Below are 19281 nucleotides of genomic sequence, written 5' to 3' on the forward strand. Positions count from 1 at the left end.
TTTGTATGAAGTGCACCCCTTAAAGTAGACATTGGAACCCCCTGGGGAAATCCGGTGTGTCTTCTCTAGGGGTGCATTTTTCGTATCATGCCGAGAAAACGGCTGGCCGTGTTTCCAATTTTGTCCACAATTACGGATCCTAGAGATACGAACGGGGGCTGTTTTTTTGTTTGCAGCTTGCAGTCGAGCCTCACGTTTTTTACGTCTAACATTAAAGTTTTTTTGCGTCACATAAAAATTTATGTATTTGATTAATCACCAGAAAAAGAGTTTAATCAAATACAAACAAATAGTAACAATAGTCAAAACATTTATAAAATAGTTGACAAGTAAACAAATTTTTACAAAAGGTGGTCCATATTGAACATTCACATGCACAATCAAAAGCAATCAGAAACCAAACTGGCGATTCAGCAGGCGGTAGACGTCCGTGACGCGCAATTGCGGGAAATTGCCCTGCACATTCACGCCAATCCGGAACTGGGGTTTACGGAACATAAGGCGGTGCAGTGGCTCACAGCACCACTGAAGGAAGCGGGATTCGACGTAGAAGTCGGAATCGCCGGTCTGGATACGGCGTTTCGCGCTACATGGGTCGGCAAGGAAGACGGTCCGACGATCGCCCTGATCGGCGAGTACGACGCCTTGCCCGAACTCGGTCATGCCTGCGGCCACAACCTGATCGGTACCGCGGCGGTAGGAGCCGCGCTGGCGTTGAAGGAGGCATGCCCCGATCTTCCCGGCAAGCTGCTGGTGCTTGGCACCCCGGCGGAGGAAGGCGGAGGCGGCAAAATCTATATGTGTGAGGCGGGTGTGTTTGACGGGGTCGACGCTGCGATGATGTGCCACCCGCGTTCGAAAAATATGGTGCTCCGAGGCGGTTTGGCACGCGTATTGGTGACGTTCAGGTTTCATGGAAAGCAGGCACATGCCTCGGCCAATCCTGAGCAAGGGGTAAGCGCGCTGGACGCGATGATCAACTCCTTTGTGGCGATCAATTCGCTGCGCCAGTTTGTCAAACAGGACGTGAGAATCCACGGGATCATCACCAAAGGCGGAGAAGCGCCGAACATCGTACCTGCGTACTGCGAGGCAAAGCTGTACATTCGCGCCGCGACAGTAGAAGAGGTATACGCGGTCAAGGAAAAGGTGTATGCGGCGGTCCGCCATTCATCAGAGGCGGTCGGCGCAAGCTGCGAGATTGTGGAGGGTCTCACCTACGCCGAACGAAACAACAACAAGGCAATGGCCAACCTGTTTAAAGACAATCTTGAAGCACTGGGGCTCGTGGTGGAGGAACCGCCTCCATCCGGCGGTCTCGGCTCCTCGGATATCGGCAATGTCGGGCAAATCACGGCAACGATCCATCCGTACGTACGCATTGGGGACGCTGTTCCGCATACGCCGCAATTTCGCGAAGCGGCAGCTTCCGAGGGCGGGATGGTCGGATTGAACCAGGCGGCCAAGGCTTTGGCGATGACCGCTTACGATCTGTACGCCAATCCCGCGCTGATGCAAGCGGTGAGGGATGAGTTCGAACAGTGGAAGGCAGCCAAGGAAGCAGCTTCCCCTTCACGCGCCTGAGTGCAGACAGTGGAGGTGATGACAGCAGGGCGGTAGCGCCGGACAAACGCAAGCCAAAAATGAACAAAAGTGCAGGTGAGTAGGAAGTGCAACAGCAAACAGCAGATTCAACCAAAGAGAAGATTTGGCAAGCGGTCGATGCCCGCGATAGCCAATTGCGTGAAATCGCGCTCAACATTCATGCCAACCCGGAGCTGGGTTTTGCGGAATTCAAGGCGGTGCAGTGGCTCACAGCACCGCTGAGGGAAGCGGGATTCGACGTAGAGACCGGGATCGCCGGTCTGGATACGGCGTTTCGCGCCACATGGGTCGGCAAGGAGGACGGTCCGACGATCGCCCTGATCGGCGAGTACGACGCCTTGCCCGAACTGGGCCATGCCTGTGGTCACAACCTGATCGGCACCGCGGCGGTAGGAGCCGCGCTGGCTTTGAAAGAAGCGTGTCCGGACTTTCCCGGCAAGCTGCTGGTGCTGGGTACTCCGGCCGAAGAAGGCGGGGGCGGCAAAATCATCATGTGTGAGGCAGGCGTGTTTGACGATGTAGACGCCGCCATGATGTGTCATCCGCGTTCCAAAAATATGGTGCTGCGCGGCGGGTTGGCCTGTGTCGGCCTGACGCTGAAATTTTACGGAAAGCAGGCGCACGCCTCAGCCAATCCCGAGCAAGGGGTAAGCGCGCTGGACGCGATGATCAATGCCTTTGTGGCGATCAACTCGCTGCGCCAGTTTGTCAAACAAGACGTGAGGATGCACGGGATCATCACCAAGGGCGGGGAGGCGGCGAACATCGTTCCTGCCTACTGTGAAGCGAGCTTTATCGTCCGCGCCGCCAACATCAGAGAGTTGAACACGGTCAAGGCAAAACTGGTCGAGGCCGTACATCATGCAGCAGCAGGGGTAGGGGCAACGTGCGAGATAGAAGAAGGGCTGACCTATGCAGAGCGCAACAACAACAAGACGATGGCCCGATTGTTCCAGCACAATTTGCAAGAGTTGGGGCTCGTGGTAGAGGAACCTCCGCAAAGCGGCGGGATCGGCTCCTCGGATATTGGCAATGTCGGGCAAATCACGGCTACGATTCATCCCTATGTCCGCATTGGCGACGCGGTTCCGCATACGCCCGCCTTTCGCGAGGCGGCATGTTCCGAAGGCGGGATGGTCGGTTTAAACCAGGCAGCCAAAGCCTTGGCAATGACCGCTTATGACATCTGTGCCAACCCTGAGGTGTTGAAAGAGGTACGGGAAGAGTTCACTGCATGGAAAGCTGCCCAAGCATCCATGCAGCCTCTATAAAAAGACAAATGATAGGGGGAAATTCCATTGAAAGAAGCAAAGTCACTCATCGGTCTTCTGTTGGCAGTCGCACTCATTCTGTCTGCCTGCGGCAACTCTTCCACGCCAAATCCTGGTGGTACGGAGCAGGGTGCTGATGCACCCAAAGACGTCATCGTCGCCTATGGCGCCGAGCCGTTGACTGTAGACCCGCATGATGCCAACGACGCTGTATCGAACCAGGCGAATGTGCTGTTGTACGACAAGCTGGTCACGTTTGACAGGGACATGAACATCGTGCCAGAACTGGCGACGGACTGGTCGACGTCAGAGGACGGGCTGAACATGACGTTTACACTGCGCGAAGGCGTGACCTTCCAGGATGGTACGCCGTTTAATGCAGAAGCGGTGAAAGTCAACTTTGAACGGGTGATCGACTCATCCAATAACCTTTCTCGCCACTCTCTGTATTCTGAATTTATCGAAAGTATTTCAGCGGACAGTGAATACCAGGTCACATTCCGCTTTAAAAAGCCGTTTGGTCCTGCCATCAGTACGTTTGCACACGGCGCGGGCGGCATCATCAGTCCCAAGGCGATCCAGGAGAAGCAGGACATCGGCAAAAATCCCGCCGGTACCGGTCCCTACAAGCTGAAGGAGTGGATTCCCGGCACATCGATCGTCTTCGAACCAAACGAAAATTACTGGGGAGAAAAACCGAAGCTGAACACGATTACTTTCAAACCAGTTCCGGAAAATTCGTCGCGCTCCATCATGCTGGAAAACGGTGAAGTGGACATCATTTCTCCTGTTGCTACCCAGGACATCGAGCGGCTGCAACAAAACGACGAGATTACCGTCGCCATTTCTCCGGAATTCAGAAACTTGTATATGGCGATGAATATGTCGAAGCCGCTGTTTTCGGATGTAAAAGTGCGCCAGGCGATCAACTATGCGGTCGATAAAGAGACGATCGTGGACAAGATTTTGCTCGGACAGGCGAAAGTCGCAGAAGCCGCTATCGGCGAAAAGGTTCAGGGGTACTCTGCAGTCGGCTCCTATCCGTATGATCCGGAGAAAGCAAAGCAGCTGCTTGCGGAAGCAGGCGTCCAGCCGGGCACCAAGATTACGTTGTGGACACCGGAAGGCCGCTATTTGATGGACAGCAAGATCGCCGAGTTTATTCAGGCTAACCTGCAGGCAGTCGGCTTTACCGTCGAGTTTCAAAAATGGGAGTGGAGCGCGTACCAGCAGGAGATGGACAACCCGGATTCCAATTACGACCTGATGATCGGAAGCTGGGGAGCGTCCACCGGAGATGCTGACTGGGGGCTGCGGCCGCTGTTTACGACGACCGGGTCCAACAACTATTCCAAGTATTCAAATCCGGAAGTCGACAGGCTGATCGAGCAAGGGCTGATCCTCTCCGATCTGGAGGAGCGCACCAAGGTATACAACGAAGCGATGACAATAATCAAAGAAGACGCTCCGTGGTTGTTCCTGGTGGAATACAAACAGGCAGTTGGTATCCGCAAAAACCTCGAAGGTGTCTACAACTGGGCAAACGGTTATGTGATCTTGCGCGATGCCGTCAAGAAATAACATGTGGTGAGGAGAGGAATCGGTTTGAAGGGAAAAAAGGCGTTATTTTTTGAAAGCAAATCAACGACCCAGTTTGTCTGCCAATACGATCCCAGATTCTCGTTTTGCGCCTATATTCCGGAAAGTTTTGACGAAAGCAAGCGTGACCAGTACGCCCTCGCTGTGATCGTCCACGGGAGCATGCGAAATGCGCAGCAGTACCGGGACGCGTTTCTTGACTTCGCGGAGGCGACCAACACGATCATTTTGGCTCCGTTGTTCCCCGGAGGTATCACCGAGCCTTGGGAAAGCGACTCGTACAAGTTCGTCAGGGTCAAGGACATGGAGTACGACCAGGTTTTGCTGGCTATGGTAGATGAGGTTTCGGCGCATTACGGAATCTCGGGCGAGCGGTTTTTGCTCCACGGTTTTTCCGGCGGAGGACAGTTCGTACACCGATTTTTCTACCTTCATCCCGAACGGCTGCTGGGCGTTTCCATCGGAGCGCCTGGCAATATTACCGACCTCGACCAGACGAAGCCGTGGTACCTCGGCGTATCCGATTACGGGGAGAAGTTCGGGACGGTGCTGCCGCTGGAGGAGATGCGGCGCGTACCTGTACTGATGGTAATCGGCAGCGACGACCTGGAAACGTGGATGATCAACGACAAACAAGCCCCGTTTTGGATCGACGGTCTGGAGCTGACCGGAGACAACAGAGTGGACAGACTGCGAACCTTGCGAGACAGCTTCGAACGAGAGGGGATTTCGGTTCGCTATGAAGAGCTGCCCGGCGTGTCGCACGAAGGTTTCAAGGTTCTTCCCGTGGTCAAGGACTTCTTTACACATGTGTTGAGGAGCCAGAGCACGGGCAGCAGGTAGTCGAGATTGAATGAGCGTTGAGGAAGAAGGAGAGACGTTCCATTGCTCTCCTTCTATTGCATCTTCATAAGGAGTGGTTCGGTTGTTCGGTTATATAGTGAAACGCTTGCTGCAAATGATACCTACTCTGTTTGGCGTGTCCGTCCTGGTATTTGTCCTCGTCCATTCGGTTCCCGGCGATCCTGCCCGGATGATTGCAGGTCCCGAGGCCAGCATGGAGGATGTGGAGTTGGTGAGGGAGCGATTGGGGCTCAATCAACCGCTGTACATTCAATACTTCGATTACGTCACCAACCTGCTCGCCGGCGACCTGGGCACCTCCCTGCGCTCCGGCCGTCCAGTGGCAGAGGAGATTATGACGCGCTTTCCTACGACGGTGACGCTTACTCTCATGTCTGTGGTCATCCTCGTCATCGTCGGGCTGTTTGCCGGGATATTCTCGGCTACGAAGCCGAACAGCCTGCGTGACAATGCCACGATGATGTTTGCCTTGTTTGGCATTTCCATGCCTGTCTTCTGGTTAGGGCTGATGCTGATCCTTCTCTTTTCCTACTATATACCGCTGCTTCCTTCCGGGGGAAATGGGGGCTTGCAGCACTTTGTCCTGCCAGCGCTCGCCCTCGGATTGTCCTCGTCAGCGATTCTCGCCCGGTTGACCCGTTCCAGCGTCTTGGAGGTCATTCACCAGGATTTCGTCCGTACAGCGAGAGCCAAAGGGGTAAAAGAGAAGTTCGTCATTTACAAGCACACCTTGAAAAACGCTCTGATCCCGATTATCACCATTATCGGTTTGGAATTCGGGCATCTGCTGGGCGGAGCGGTACTGACCGAGACCGTGTTTTCGATGAACGGGCTGGGACGGTTTTTGATTCAATCCATCCAGTTTCGCGATTACCCGGCTGTACAGGGATGTGTGCTCTTTATTGCAACCGTATTTGTCGTCGTCAATATTGTGGTCGATGTCGCCTACGGATTGGTCGATCCGAGAGTGCGCAACTACTAAGAGGAGGTGCTAGCGATGAGTCAAGTTCAAGTCACCGTACCTGAGGCAGAGACGGATTCCTCCGCATCTGCCCATCTTTCCCGCACACCGTGGAGCATGATGCTCAAGCGCTTTAAAAAGAACAAACGGGCGATGGTCGGACTGTGGATGGTCGTTGTATTTGTCCTTGTGGCGCTATCGGCTCCCTGGATTGCGCCATATGACCCGTACGAACAAAACATGCAGCAGATGCTGGAGTCACCGAGTCTTGCCCATCCGTTTGGAACGGACGAGTTTGGCCGCGATATTCTTTCGCGGATTATATACGGCGCACAAATCTCGCTGATGATCGGGATCGTCGGCGTGTTCATCGCGGTGGTGCTCGGTGTGACACTCGGTACGATCTCCGGGTACTTTGGCGGCTTTCTCGATTCTCTGATCATGCGGATCATGGATATTTTCATGGCGTTTCCGAGCTTTCTTCTGGCACTGGCGATCGTCAGCGTGCTGGGGCCGGGCATGGTCAATGTGATGATCGCGATTGGCATTTTTGCCGTTCCGAACTTCGCGCGGATTGCCAGAAGCGCTGTCATCGCGGTCAAAAACAAGGAGTACATCGAGGCTGCCGAAGCGATGGGAGCCAGCCACACGCGGATTATTTTCAAACACATCATCCCCAACAGCCTCGCGCCGATCATCGTATTGTCCACGATGCGCATCGCGACGGCGATCCTGACTGCTGCGGGCTTGAGCTTTCTGGGCATGGGCGCCCAGCCGCCGACACCGGAATGGGGAGCGATGTTGAGCACGGGCAGGGAATATTTGCGGGCGTCTCCGCATGTCAGCACGATACCGGGGCTGGCGATCATGTTCATGGTGTTGAGCTTTAACATGCTGGGCGACGGACTGCGCGATGCTCTGGACCCGAAGATGAAGCTGTAGGCAGATGCAAGAACGGCAGTATGGGAGGAAACGACATGAAGAAAAAGCTGTTTGAAATAAAAGGTCTCAAAACGCATTTTCATACTGACGAAGGCGTCATTCCTGCGGTGGATGGGGTCGATCTGACAATCCATGAAGGGGAAACGGTAGGGGTCGTAGGCGAGTCTGGCTGCGGGAAAAGCGTGACTTCCTTGACTGCGATGCGGCTCACACCGGGCAAGATCGTGGAAGGCTCGATCGTGTTCGACTCCAAGGAGATTTTGCAGTTGTCGGAGGAGGAGATGCGCCAGATTCGCGGCAACGAGATGGCGATGATTTTCCAGGAGCCCATGACGTCGCTCAATCCGGTTTTTACAGTCGGACAGCAGATCGAGGAAGCGATCCGCATCCATTTGCAGTTCGACAAGAAGCAGGCGAGAGAAAGAACGATCGAGATGTTGAAGCAGGTCGGCATTCCGCGCGCAGAACAAATCGTGGACGAGTACCCGCATCAGCTCTCCGGGGGAATGAGACAGCGCGTGATGATTGCCATGGCGATGTCCTGCAACCCCAAGCTGTTGATCGCCGATGAGCCAACGACGGCGTTGGACGTGACGATTCAGGCGCAAATTCTCGATTTGATGAGAGAGCTGAAAGACAAGCACGGTACGGCGATTATGATGATCACGCACGATCTGGGAGTCGTGGCGGAGATGTGCGACCGCGTCGTCGTCATGTATGCCGGAAAAGTCGTGGAGGAAGCCGATGTCGTCACGCTGTTCACGAATCCGAAGCACCCGTATACCCAAGGGTTGATGAAATCGATCCCCAGTCTGGACGGCAAGGAAAAACGACTCTATTCCATTCAGGGAAACGTGCCGATTCCGGGTTCTTTGCGGCAGGGCTGTACGTTTGCGCCAAGATGCGAATTCGCCATGGATGTGTGCCGCTCGCAGATGCCGAAGCTGCAGGCTGTAGGAGACGGGCATGCAAGCCGCTGCTGGCTGCACCAAACGATCGAGGAGGGAACCGAACATGAAACAGCCATTGGTTGAGGTGAAGCAGTTAAAAAAATACTTTCCCATTAAAAAAGGCATCTTCAACCGCACCGTCAACCATGTAAAGGCTGTCGATGGCATCGATTTTACCATTTACAAGGGAGAGACCCTCGGGCTGGTCGGGGAGAGCGGTTGCGGCAAATCGACTACCGGCAGAACGATCTTGCAACTGCTGCCGCCGACGGAGGGAGAGGTGCTGTACGAGGGGAAAAACCTGGTCGGCATGCCGAAACGGGAGCTGCGGAAACTGCGGAAGGATTTGCAGATCGTCTTTCAGGACCCGTACGCATCGTTGGACCCGCGCCTGACAGTGGGCGAGGTGATCGCAGAGCCGCTGGAGATATACAACTTGCTGCCGAAGAAGGAAAGGGAAAAGCGTGTCGATGAACTGCTGGAGGTCGTCGGTCTGAACAGCTACCACGCCAAGCGGTACGCGCATGAATTCAGCGGCGGTCAACGGCAGCGTATCGGTATCGCCCGGGCATTGGCGCTGCAGCCCAAGCTGATCGTGGCCGACGAGCCGGTATCGGCCCTCGATGTGTCGATTCAGTCGCAAGTGATCAACCTGCTCCAGGACTTGCAGGAGCAGTACAGCCTGACCTACCTGTTTATCGCCCATGACCTGAGTGTCGTCAAACATATCAGTGATCGCGTCGGAGTCATGTACCTGGGCAGAATGGTCGAGCTGGCAGACAAAGACGAACTGTACGACAATCCGCTGCACCCGTACACGAAATCGCTGTTGTCTGCGGTGCCGATTCCCAATCCACTGGTCAAACGAGAGCGAATTGTCCTGCAAGGAGATGTGCCGAGCCCGGCGAATCCGCCTTCGGGATGCACGTTTCACCCGCGCTGCAGTGCATGCATGGACATCTGCCGGACGCAAAGACCGGTGTTTCAGGAAATCAACGGCCACTACGTGGCATGCCATTTGTACAACTAGGGACGCATCTGCCCCCTGTACACTTTGCCGGAAAAAACCACTAATCGGAGGATTACGTTATGACAGAGACAAGTGCAAGGCAATTTCCCTTTTTCCGCTTTTCAGGAAGCGATCGGCAAATCGGACAGCAGTTCGGTGAAGCATGCAAAGAACTGATTCTCAAGCATCGCGATTACGCGTTGGAGCGGCTGGAAAAAAACGTGAAGATTCCGTCCATGGCGAAGCTGGAAGAAGCAGCTCTGCACTATCGCCCGTATGTCTTGCAGTACGCGCCGTTTTACGACGAAAAAATCCAGGGCATCGCGGAAGGCGCGGGGATCTCACTGGGGCAGGCATATTTTTTGCAGTTGCGGGCAGAAATTTACCGCGAGTTCGATTCAACCGATGAATGTACGACCTACGCTGTACTGGCAGATGCGACGGATAACGGTGTGCCGCTGATCGGGCAAAACGCCGACCTTCCGGCTTTTTACAAAGAAGTCGGCATCGTGGCCGAATTTGTTCCTGACGGCAGACCGGCTACGTTGATGGTCACGCCCGCCGGACAGGTCTCCTATATCGGGATCAACGACCTGGGTTTGGGGGTATTCGCCAACTTTCTCGTCTGCGATGGCTGGCGGACGGCATTTCCGCGCTACATGCTCTCCGGTCTGGCGCTGACCAAAGCCACCGTCCAAGAGGCGATTCCGCTGATCCAAAGCGTGCAGCGCGCCTCTTCGCGCAATCTGATCATGCTCGACAAGACGGGAGTCGCGGCAGATTTGGAGACAGTTCCGGAAAGAATCGGGCGGATCGAACCGAGCAACGGATTGCTCGCCCATTCGAACCATTTTATCGCAGAGGACCTGCAGGATGAAGAGCGTAAGGTGGGAGAGGACCTGGAGAATTCGAAGGTCAGGCTCCAGCGCATGCGTACCTTGCTGGAACAGCGCCATGGGCAAATCAATGCCACTGTCATGCAGGAGATTTTGCGTGACCGGAAGACAGCTCCGCATACGTTGTGCCGGATGCCGGGAGACTTTGGCGATTCCATCACGTTTGCTTCGGTCATTGCCGAACCGGGTGAAGGAAGAATGTGGGTGGCGGTAGGTCCGCCTCATCAGTACGAGTATACTTGCTATCGTTTTTCCAGGTAGCGCACAAAAGCCATTCAGGCCGCATGTCGGAGGTAATGCCGCATGCAGTCTGAATGGCTGCGTTTTTCGTTACGCTTTCAGCTCTACGGGGGAAGGCAGAGACTGAATATAGTCGACGAACTTTTTCACAAAGAGCAGCTCCAGGCAGGATTCCCGATACAAGAGCCATGTGTTTCGACACAGCACCTCACCGCTCTTGAGCACCAGGTTTTGCACGTACAAATCGTCATCCGGCTTGATGAAGTCACGCGGGACAATGGCGTAGCCAAGGCCGTTGATGACCATTTCCTTACAGGCTTCGTAGCTGCCGACCTGCATCGAAAAAAGCGGGGGAGTAGAGAATCGCTCGTTCCACCAGGTGAGGATTTTTTCCGACATCGTGTCATGGTGCTTCGTTTTGTAGGTTCCCTTGGAACTGCGATGAAAGATTCGGTGCATGCGGGGAAGCTGCGCGAGATCAATCTCTTCCTTGGCGATCAGGCAGATCGTCTCCCTGCAAATCAAATCCTTTTTTTCCGGCCAGTCGTACTCTCCCCGAACCATTCCGACGTGCACCTCTTCATTTTCCAGCGCCTGAATGACGTCGCCGCTTTTGCCGGTATCGACCTGGATGTTGATGTTCGGATACATGCCGGAGAAGGCCTTCAGCACTTTTGGGAGGTAGTAGCGGGCGGTAATGCTGGTGGAAGCGATCCGCAATGTTCCTTGCACTTTGGACGAAATGTTTGCCAGGTTGTCCTGGAAATCGCGAATATGAGCCAGCATTTGCCGGGCGAATGAGGCCAAATACTCCCCCTCCGGCGTAAATTCGATCGATTTGCCGTTGCGGACCAGCACCTGAATCCCGAGGTTTTTTTCGATTTGTTGGATGCGATAGGTTAAAGAGGGTTGGGAAGTATACAGACGCTCTGCCGCTCTCGTAATATTTTTCTCTTCATAGATATAGTGAAGCATGATGTAATCCCGTTCATCCATCTGTCTTCCCTCCTTAATCGATAGGTTGCAAATAGTATAGCATAAGTAAGAAATGTGGGACTATTTGAACAATTTATAGTAAAGGAGTATGAATATGTGAGTAGCGGGCGAGGGTTTATCATTTTTATAAAATTATAAAAATATTGACTTAACAGAAATGATTGGTGTACATTTGTTTCAATAATCTTGTATGGTACATGCTACATGGTAATGTCCGCGAATCATCGCAACAATCGTTGCTGCCACCGAGTAGTCAGACATTTTTTCTGTTCAAAATGAAAACGCATACATAGTGCGGTTGGAGAGGAGTGGATGCACGGTTTTTACCTGAATGTGCCTGATCAGATGCTAGTGAAAAAACAATTGCGAGGAGGAGATCAAGATGCAAGACAAATGGCAGTCCCTAGTCAGGAGGATCGATTGGCCCGTCTTTACGATCAGTGGCGGACTCTTGCTCCTGTTTTTGTTTTTTTCCCTATTCAACATCGATGCTGTTTCCCGTTTTGTAAACAAAGGTTTTGAGCTGTCGATCTACTACTTCGGCGCCTATTGGCAGGTTCTGCTGCTGGCTACATTTGTGGTTGGCCTGGGATTATCGTTTTCCAAATACGGGGCGGTGACGTTGGGAAATACGGACAAGCCCGAGATGAGCTGGTTTAAATGGGTGGCGATCATTGTCGTTTCGGGATTGGGCGCAGGCGGCGTATTCTGGGCTGCAGGAGAGCCGATGTATTACTTCCTCGATGTGCCTCCCATGCACCAGGGGATCGAACCAAGGACCGCGGAAGCGATCGCTCCTGCCCTGGCGCAAGCTTTTATGGATTGGGGATTCACGGCTTGGGCTGTCTATGGGGCCATCAGCGCAGTCGTCATCATGTATGCTCATTTTCATAAAGGCATGCCGCTAAAACCGAGAACATTGCTCTATCCGATCCTCGGGGACAAGATTCTTACCAGCAAATGGGGTACCTTTGCCGATTCCTTCTGCATCATTGGCGCGGCGGCGGGAACGATTGGACCGATTGGCTTTCTCGGCTTGCAGGTGGGCTATGGGGCCAATGCATTGTTTGGAATTCCCAATAACTATCTTACACAGGCTTTGGTGATCATCGGTCTGATCAGTATCTCGATCATTTCTACCGTCACGGGAATTGATAAAGGAATCCAATGGCTTAGCAAATTAAATGTCTATCTGGCTGTTGTTATCGCTGCCTTTATCTTGCTGTTTGGACCTGGACAGTTTATTATCGACTCCTTTTTATCCTCCTTTGGGTTCTACACGAGTGAATTTATCAATATCAGCATGTTTCGCCAGGATCCTGATTGGCTGGGCTGGTGGATGCTCTTTTTCTTTGGCTGGTTTATCGGATTTGGGCCGATGATGGCCCTGCTTGTGGCGAGAATCTCAAAAGGACGCACCATACGCGAGGTGTTTTTGGCTGTATCTGTGATTTCTTCCTTGACGACCAACTTCTGGTTTACCGTATTGGGCGGTTCGGGAATCTATTACGAGATGAACCAGGCAGGGTCTGTCAGCGGTCCGCTCAATGAGAACGGCTTGCCTGCTGCGATCATTGCCATTGCCCAGCAAATGCCGCTGTCCAGCATCATGCCTGCGGTCTTCCTGATATTAACGATCCTTTTCGTCGTGACCACAGCGGATTCCATGTCTTACACCCTTGCCATGGGCGTTACGGGAGAAGGAGATCCCCCTACGCTGATGCGCGTCTTTTGGGGCGTGTTGATGGGATTGATCGCGATTATTCTCATCAACATCGGTACAGGTGGAGTCGAGGCACTTCAATCCTTTGTTGTCATCGCCGCTGTCCCGGTATCCCTTTTATTGATGCCGTCACTGTGGCACGCACCGCGAATAGCCAAAAAGCTGGCCGAAGAGCAGGGGATTGTCGTGGCGAAAACAACGGCAGCGGAAACAAGAGAAAAAAATGCCGTAGTGTAGGGAGTAGAAGCGAAGTCAGGGAATTTTTGATATGATTGGTATGGTACATGATGTATGGTAGAGGAAATGCAAGAAGTGAGGGGTGCTGGATGTTCACATGAATATTTCCGTCTCAACTGAAAGTATTCATACGCAAGTAACCAATGTTCTGCGCAAGGCGATTGTGACGGGTGAGTTCAAGCTGGGGGAGAAACTTTCAGAAACCGCTCTGGCCCAGAAGCTGGGCGTCAGCAGGACACCTGTCCGCGAAGCGCTCAAACAGCTTCAGCAAGAGGGGCTGGTCGAAATTATTCCCCGTGTCGGTACATGTGTCATGAAACCAACGGAAAAGGAAATCTACGAGCTGTTCAAGTTGAAGGAATCACTGGAAGGTCTGGCTGCCGGCTTGATGGCGGAAAGAGGGGAGATTCCCGAACTCGCCGAGCTGGTCAAGGCGATGGAAAGCATGGAAGAAGCTGTCGGCAGAAGAGACATGGATGGGTATGTGGAAGCAAATGACCGTTTTCATGATGCGATCCTGCGAGGGTCCGGAAACAGCAAGCTGATGTACCACTTTAATTTGCTGATCAATCAACTGCCCTACCGAAAATTTGTCTACACGACGCTGGACCAACCGCAGCGCCTGGAAAAATCGGTCGACGAGCATCGGCGGATCGTAGAGGCGATTCAATCCCGGAACCCTTCCGTGGCAGAACAAATCATGCGGGAGCACGTAAAAGCAAGCGGCGCCAAGCTGATGCAAATCATGAAGGCAGAGCTGTACTGATTCCCGCGATAAGAAACGTGAGATAGGATTGTGGCGGCAATCCAATCCTATCTGCAAGTGGGATCAAAATTAACTGAATATTTTTAAGCAAATAAATAGATTGAAAGATGAAAGCGCAATCAGGTATAGTAGACGTATACACTTGCATGGTACATGGTACATGCAAATAATCAAGCAACTGGCGGTTCAATCGATAAAGTGATTAGAAAGGGGCAGACGACATGAAATTTGGAATTTTCGCCAACCTGGCTGGTCCGGGAAGACATCAGGATTTCGCCAAGGTGATCGAGGAAGCAAGGGAGCAAGCCGTATATTGCGATCAGGCAGGATTTGATTCGATCTGGTACACCGAGCATCACTTTGGACATGAAGGATATGAATTGGTCCCCAATCCGATTTTGATGGGTGCGGATATCGCCGCTCATACGAAAAATATCCGCATCGGACAGGCAGCGAACATCATTACTTTCTGGCATCCGCTCCGCCTTGCAGAGGACATCGCCCTGCTGGATCAGTTGAGCGGCGGGCGCGTCGAGGTAGGAATCGGACGCGGGCTTTACGGCCGGGAAGCGATGAATCTGAACCAATTGGCCGATCCGCGCGATCAAGAAAAGAACCGAGCGTTGTTTGAGGAGACGTACGAGATTTTGAAAAAGGCGTTGTCCGAGCGTTTCTTTTCCCATCAGGGAGAGTTTTACCAATTTCCCGCACCGGGCTTGAAATGGAATCACCCGTTGAGCCCGCAAACGGAAGAGTACATGGATATGGAAAAAGGCGAAATCAAAAAGATGTCCATCATGCCGCCTCCTTTGCAGAAGCCGCATCCGCCGCTTTGGCAGGTAATCGACACGCCGCGCTCGATCCGTTGGGCAGCCGAGCATCAAGTGAACGGAATCTTCTGGATGCCGACCGTAAAAGAATTGAAAATCCGCTTCGAACTGTATCGGGAAACGCTGTCCAAAGCAAAGGGCGCTCCGGCAAAGCTGGGCGAAGGGCTGGCACTGGTCCGCGATTGCTATGTGGCTGAGACGATGGAAGAAGCCAGAAGGGATGCCGAGGAGGCCGTCCTGCATACCTATCGCTGGATTTGCCACTGGCGCGGGCTGGGCAACATGCTCGATCCAGGCGAGGAGCTGAAGCCAGGTACAGAACTCAGCTATGAATTCCTGCACTCGCGTAACCTTTTGTTCGGGACGCCGGACTACGTGGCCGAAAAGATCCAGGAGTTGAAAGAGGAGCTGAACGTACAGCACCTGCTTTTGTGGACCAATCACGGCAGCCTCTCCCATGAAAAGATCATGCGAAGCACCAAATTGTTCGCGGAAGAAGTCATGCCGAGATTCAAGGACAAGGCGTAAAACGCAAAAAACAGAGATGGAGGGAAGAGAACATGTTGGAAATTCGTAAAGTGTATACGCATGTAGAGGAGACGTTTCTCGAGGGAGGAAAAGAAGTCCAGCCTTCGATCAAAAATATTGCCACAGTAGCCGTAATCAAAAATCCCTGGCATGGAAGAGGGTATGTGGAGGATTTGAAGCCGGAGATTGTTGCCTATTGCCCGGGATTGGGAGAATTGCTGGTGAAAAAGCTATTTGAAGTCATCGAATCGGCCGACGAAGTAGAAGCGTTCGGGAAAGCGGCGATCGTGGGCGTAGACGGGGAATTGGAGCATGCATCCGCAATGATCCATACCTTTCGCTTCGGAAACCAGTTTCGAAATGCCGTAGAAGGGACAAGCATCCTCTCCTTCACCAACAAGCGCGGGGGGCCGGGTACGTATATTACCATCCCGATGGTTCACAAGACAGACGAATCGAAGCGTTCCCATTTCATCACGTTTGAAATGAACATTCCCGACGCTCCGCGAGCAGATGAGATCGTCGTGGCGATTGGGGCTGCTACAGGAGGAAGACCGCATCCGCGCATTGGCGACCGCCACCAGGATATGTTGGAAATGGGTTTGAAATAGCATGGAAAAAACGGTAGGAAATCAGCTCCTGACGTACTATACCGAATCGGGACAAGGCGCTCCCGTCATCTTGATCCATGGCGTTGGCCTGGACGGGTCGATTTGGGAGCAGCAGGTGGCCACACTGTCACAAACATACCGGGTCATCTGTTATGACATGATCGGGCACGGCCAATCGGCCTGCCCGTCCGGTCCATACTCGCTGGGCCTGTTTGTCGACCAGCTGGAAGCTCTTTTTTCCGAACTGAACCTGCAGAAAGCGCATGTGGTCGGGTTTTCCATGGGAGGCTTGGTGGCACAGGGCTTTGCTGTACGGCATCCGGAAAAAGTTTCTACCTTGACGATCGTCAGCTCCGTAGCCAAACGCAGCGAAGAGCAGCGAAAGGGAGTGCTTGCGCGGGTGAAGGAAGTGGAGCAGCATGGGCACCGTGCAACGATTGATGCGGCAATTCAGCGCTGGTTCAGCCCTTTGTATATGGCCGAGCATCCGGAAGTGATCGCACGTATCCGCCAGCGGCTGGAAACCAATCACCCGGAAGCCTACCTGGCTGCCTATCGCGTTTTTGCCACTTCGGACGACGAATTATATGACCAGCTGCCCCTCATCTCGTGCCCTGCACGGATCATTACGGGAGCATTGGATCAGGGATCGACGCCCGAAATGGCCCAGCTCATGGGCAAACAGATTAGGCAGGCGGAAGTGATTGTCATTCCGGAAATCAGGCACATGCTGCCGATTGAAGCTGCGGATACGTTAAACCAAATCCTGATTTCTGCGTTGGAAAAGTATGAGGCAGGGGGTTGTTGAGGATGGCGGAGCTCAAAACATACCGCATGTACATCAATGGAGAATGGGTCGAATCGAGTACGGGGGAATACTTTGAAAGCCATAACCCGGCAACGGAAGAGCCGTGGTGCCTGGTGGCCAAGGGGACGGCGGAAGATGTCGACCGGGCCGTCCGGGCTGCGCAAAGCGCTTTTGAAAATCCGCAATGGTCGTCCATGACCTATACACAGCGGGGGAAACTATTGAGGAGATTGGGCGATTTGATTGCCGCGCGCGTGGAAGAACTGGCGGTTTACGAAACACTGGACAACGGCAAGCTGATTCGGGAGATGCGCGGACAGCTGCAGTATTTGCCGGAATTTTTCTACTACTATGCCGGACTGGCCGACAAAATCCACGGAGAGACGCTGCCGATAGACAAACCGGATCTATTTGCCTTTACTTCCCGTGAACCGATTGGTGTGGTGGCTGCCATCACTCCCTGGAACTCACCGCTCTACCTGACCACGCTGAAGCTGGCCCCCGCTTTGGCAGCTGGCAATACGATCGTCATCAAACCTTCCGAGGTCACCTCGGCATCGCTGTTGGAATTGGTGCCGCTGATCGAAGAGGCCGGTTTTCCGCCAGGGGTGGTCAATGTTGTCACCGGTTTCGGAGATCCGGTAGGAAACGCGCTGACCAGTCATCCGTTAGTGCGCAGAATCGCATTTACCGGCGGTCCGGAATCGGCTCGGCACGTCATCCGCAATTCGGCGGAAAACTTTGCCCGGGTCACATTGGAGCTGGGCGGAAAATCGCCCAATATCGTTTTTGAAGACGCCGACGCGGATAATGCCGCAATGGGGATTATCGCGGGGATTTTCGGCGCTGCCGGACAAAGCTGTGTCGCCGGATCACGGGCGTTTCTCCATAAAAACATATACGACCGGGTGCTGGAAAAAGTGGTCGATCGCGCCTCGAAAATTGTAATTGGCGATCCGATGGCGGCGGAAACCGAAGTGGGTCCATTGGCGACTGCGGGACAAGTGAAAAGGATGGAGCATTATGTGCAGGCCGGACGTGAACAGGGGGCACGGCTGGTTTACGGGGGGAAGAAACCCGAGGCCATTCAAAAAGGCTGGTACTTTGAGCCGACCATCTTTGAGCACACCGATACGCAGATTCGCATTGCCCAGGAGGAGATATTCGGCCCGATCCTGACAGTCATTCCGTTTGAAACGGAGGAAGAAGCGATTTTGCTGGCCAACAGTACAAACTACGGTCTGGCAGCGGGGATTTGGACCAATCATCTGGCAAGGGCGCATCGGGTAGCCAAATCGGTGCGGGCAGGGATCGTCTGGGTGAACACTTATCGAAGCATTTCGCCTATTGCGCCGATTGGCGGATCGCACTGGAGCGGCTACGGCAGGGAAAGCGGTTATGAGGCAATTTATGAGTATACCCAGAGCAAGGTCGTTTGGGTCAATACCTCTGCCGATCCAATGCCCGATCCATTTATTATGAGGTAGAAAATCAGCTGCGTGATCAGATAGAGGCTGGAAGGGCCCGCTGCTGCAGCCAGCCCTTCCTCGGCCTTACCCTGAGAATAGAAAAAGGAGAGGATTGGAATGAAACTGCTAGGGATCAGCGGAACGATCACCGGTTCGAAAACGCGTGTAGTCGTCCAAAAAATCGTGGATGAAATCAGGCAAGCCAATCCGGAAATTGAAGTCGAACTGCTGGATATGAAAGAATACGATGTTCAGTTTTGTGATGGGCGCGACCCGTCTACGTATACAGGAGACACGAAAACAGTCATCGACAAGGTTGCTGCGGCCGACTTCTACGTCATTGGCACGCCGATTTTCCAAGGGTCCATTACCGGGGTGCTGAAAAACCTGTTTGATTTGGTTCCTCCCCAGGCTTTTCGCAACAAAGTGATGGGGTTTGCCGCGACGGGCGGAACCTATCAGCATTATTTGGTCATCGAGAATCAGCTTAAGCCGATAGCAGGCTACTTCCGCGCATTTGTCGCCCCGGGCTATGTGTACGCCCATAATGACCATTTTGACAAACAGAATCAATTGACCGATCCGGAAGTGCTGGAAAGAGTATCGGCCTTGGCCAAGGAAGTCGTTTTCATGCAAAAGGCGTTATCCATTCGTGCGTAGATAGGGGAACGAACATGAGCAGGAGGGAAGAAGAACTGCACTTGCCGGACTTGTCGTTCATCCACTTATGCGAAGCCCGATATGGAATAAATCGGGGGGTCTACAATACGATCGACGCCTGGTTCTACGAGCAGGGAATCACGGACATCTTGAGCCGCCGCTCGATCATCCTGTCATTTCTTGACTATGTGCAAAGCGAAGCGAAACAGGGGCGGAACCCGCGTCAAAAATTCGGCCCTGGAGGTTTGGCAATCAAGCTGGAAGCGTACTATGCAGCGGCCTACCAAAAAACAGGGTCATAAGGCGGCAATACCGA

General features: G+C 53.3%; 18 protein-coding genes. 17 read left to right on the forward strand and 1 reads right to left on the reverse strand.

The window, feature by feature from the left end; all coding sequences use genetic code 11:
- Positions 1-360: 360 nt before the first annotated feature.
- The 9 genes from ACAF76_RS00265 (at position 361) to ACAF76_RS00305 (ending at position 10358) form a co-directional block, all read left to right on the forward strand.
- Positions 361-1584, forward strand: coding sequence for a M20 family metallopeptidase (locus ACAF76_RS00265; RefSeq protein WP_400164457.1), 1224 nt, complete (start codon positions 361-363; stop codon positions 1582-1584).
- Positions 1585-1670: 86 nt separating this feature from the next.
- Complete coding sequence (locus ACAF76_RS00270) at positions 1671-2876, forward strand: M20 family metallopeptidase (protein WP_400164456.1); 1206 nt, start codon at positions 1671-1673, stop codon at positions 2874-2876.
- A gap of 27 nt (positions 2877-2903) precedes the next feature.
- Positions 2904-4457, forward strand: a complete 1554-nt coding sequence (locus ACAF76_RS00275) for a glutathione ABC transporter substrate-binding protein (RefSeq protein ID WP_400164455.1) — start codon at positions 2904-2906, stop codon at positions 4455-4457.
- A gap of 24 nt (positions 4458-4481) precedes the next feature.
- Positions 4482-5318 (forward strand): hypothetical protein, encoded by an 837-nt coding sequence (locus tag ACAF76_RS00280; RefSeq protein ID WP_400164454.1) that lies wholly within the window; start codon positions 4482-4484, stop codon positions 5316-5318.
- 82 nt (positions 5319-5400) lie between these two features.
- The gene (gene nikB / locus ACAF76_RS00285; protein ID WP_400164453.1) at positions 5401-6321 is read left to right on the forward strand and encodes a nickel ABC transporter permease; all 921 of its coding nucleotides are present in this window, start codon (positions 5401-5403) and stop codon (positions 6319-6321) included.
- Between the two features lie 15 nt (positions 6322-6336).
- Complete coding sequence (nikC, locus tag ACAF76_RS00290) at positions 6337-7242, forward strand: nickel transporter permease (RefSeq protein WP_400164452.1); 906 nt, start codon at positions 6337-6339, stop codon at positions 7240-7242.
- A gap of 35 nt (positions 7243-7277) precedes the next feature.
- Positions 7278-8276 (forward strand): ABC transporter ATP-binding protein, encoded by a 999-nt coding sequence (locus ACAF76_RS00295; RefSeq protein ID WP_400164451.1) that lies wholly within the window; start codon positions 7278-7280, stop codon positions 8274-8276.
- Complete coding sequence (locus tag ACAF76_RS00300) at positions 8257-9222, forward strand: ABC transporter ATP-binding protein (protein WP_400164450.1); 966 nt, start codon at positions 8257-8259, stop codon at positions 9220-9222. The genes ACAF76_RS00295 and ACAF76_RS00300 overlap by 20 nt, the downstream gene beginning before the upstream one ends.
- Positions 9223-9281: 59 nt before the next feature.
- On the forward strand, positions 9282-10358 hold the full coding sequence (locus ACAF76_RS00305) for a C45 family autoproteolytic acyltransferase/hydolase (RefSeq protein ID WP_400164449.1): 1077 nt from the start codon (positions 9282-9284) through the stop codon (positions 10356-10358).
- A 69-nt stretch (positions 10359-10427) separates the two neighbouring features.
- Here ACAF76_RS00305 and ACAF76_RS00310 read toward each other — a convergent pair whose 3' ends face one another.
- Positions 10428-11333 (reverse strand): LysR family transcriptional regulator, encoded by a 906-nt coding sequence (locus ACAF76_RS00310; RefSeq protein WP_400164448.1) that lies wholly within the window; start codon positions 11331-11333, stop codon positions 10428-10430.
- A gap of 382 nt (positions 11334-11715) precedes the next feature.
- Between ACAF76_RS00310 and ACAF76_RS00315 the strand changes: the two genes are divergently transcribed.
- From ACAF76_RS00315 to ACAF76_RS00350, 8 genes are all read left to right on the forward strand, one after another.
- Positions 11716-13293 carry a BCCT family transporter gene (locus ACAF76_RS00315; protein WP_400164447.1) on the forward strand — a complete coding sequence of 526 codons (1578 nt, stop codon included), beginning with the start codon at positions 11716-11718 and terminating at the stop codon, positions 13291-13293.
- 97 nt (positions 13294-13390) lie between these two features.
- Positions 13391-14059, forward strand: a complete 669-nt coding sequence (locus ACAF76_RS00320) for a GntR family transcriptional regulator (RefSeq protein WP_400164446.1) — start codon at positions 13391-13393, stop codon at positions 14057-14059.
- A gap of 221 nt (positions 14060-14280) precedes the next feature.
- A complete protein-coding gene (locus ACAF76_RS00325; protein WP_400164445.1) occupies positions 14281-15417 on the forward strand; it encodes an LLM class flavin-dependent oxidoreductase in 1137 nt (378 codons plus the stop codon).
- 32 nt (positions 15418-15449) lie between these two features.
- Entirely contained in the window at positions 15450-16028 is a 579-nt protein-coding gene (locus ACAF76_RS00330; protein ID WP_400164444.1) for an amino acid synthesis family protein, read from the forward strand.
- 1 nt (position 16029) lies between these two features.
- A complete protein-coding gene (locus ACAF76_RS00335) occupies positions 16030-16836 on the forward strand; it encodes an alpha/beta fold hydrolase (protein ID WP_400164443.1) in 807 nt (268 codons plus the stop codon).
- A 2-nt stretch (positions 16837-16838) separates the two neighbouring features.
- A complete protein-coding gene (locus ACAF76_RS00340; protein ID WP_400164442.1) occupies positions 16839-18323 on the forward strand; it encodes an aldehyde dehydrogenase in 1485 nt (494 codons plus the stop codon).
- A gap of 99 nt (positions 18324-18422) precedes the next feature.
- Positions 18423-18965 (forward strand): NADPH-dependent FMN reductase, encoded by a 543-nt coding sequence (locus tag ACAF76_RS00345; RefSeq protein WP_400164441.1) that lies wholly within the window; start codon positions 18423-18425, stop codon positions 18963-18965.
- Between the two features lie 14 nt (positions 18966-18979).
- Entirely contained in the window at positions 18980-19267 is a 288-nt protein-coding gene (locus ACAF76_RS00350) for a hypothetical protein (RefSeq protein WP_400164440.1), read from the forward strand.
- The last annotated feature ends 14 nt before the right edge of the window (positions 19268-19281 follow it).

The organism is Brevibacillus sp. TJ4 (assembly GCF_044627595.2).
GTDB lineage: Bacteria > Bacillota > Bacilli > Brevibacillales > Brevibacillaceae > Brevibacillus.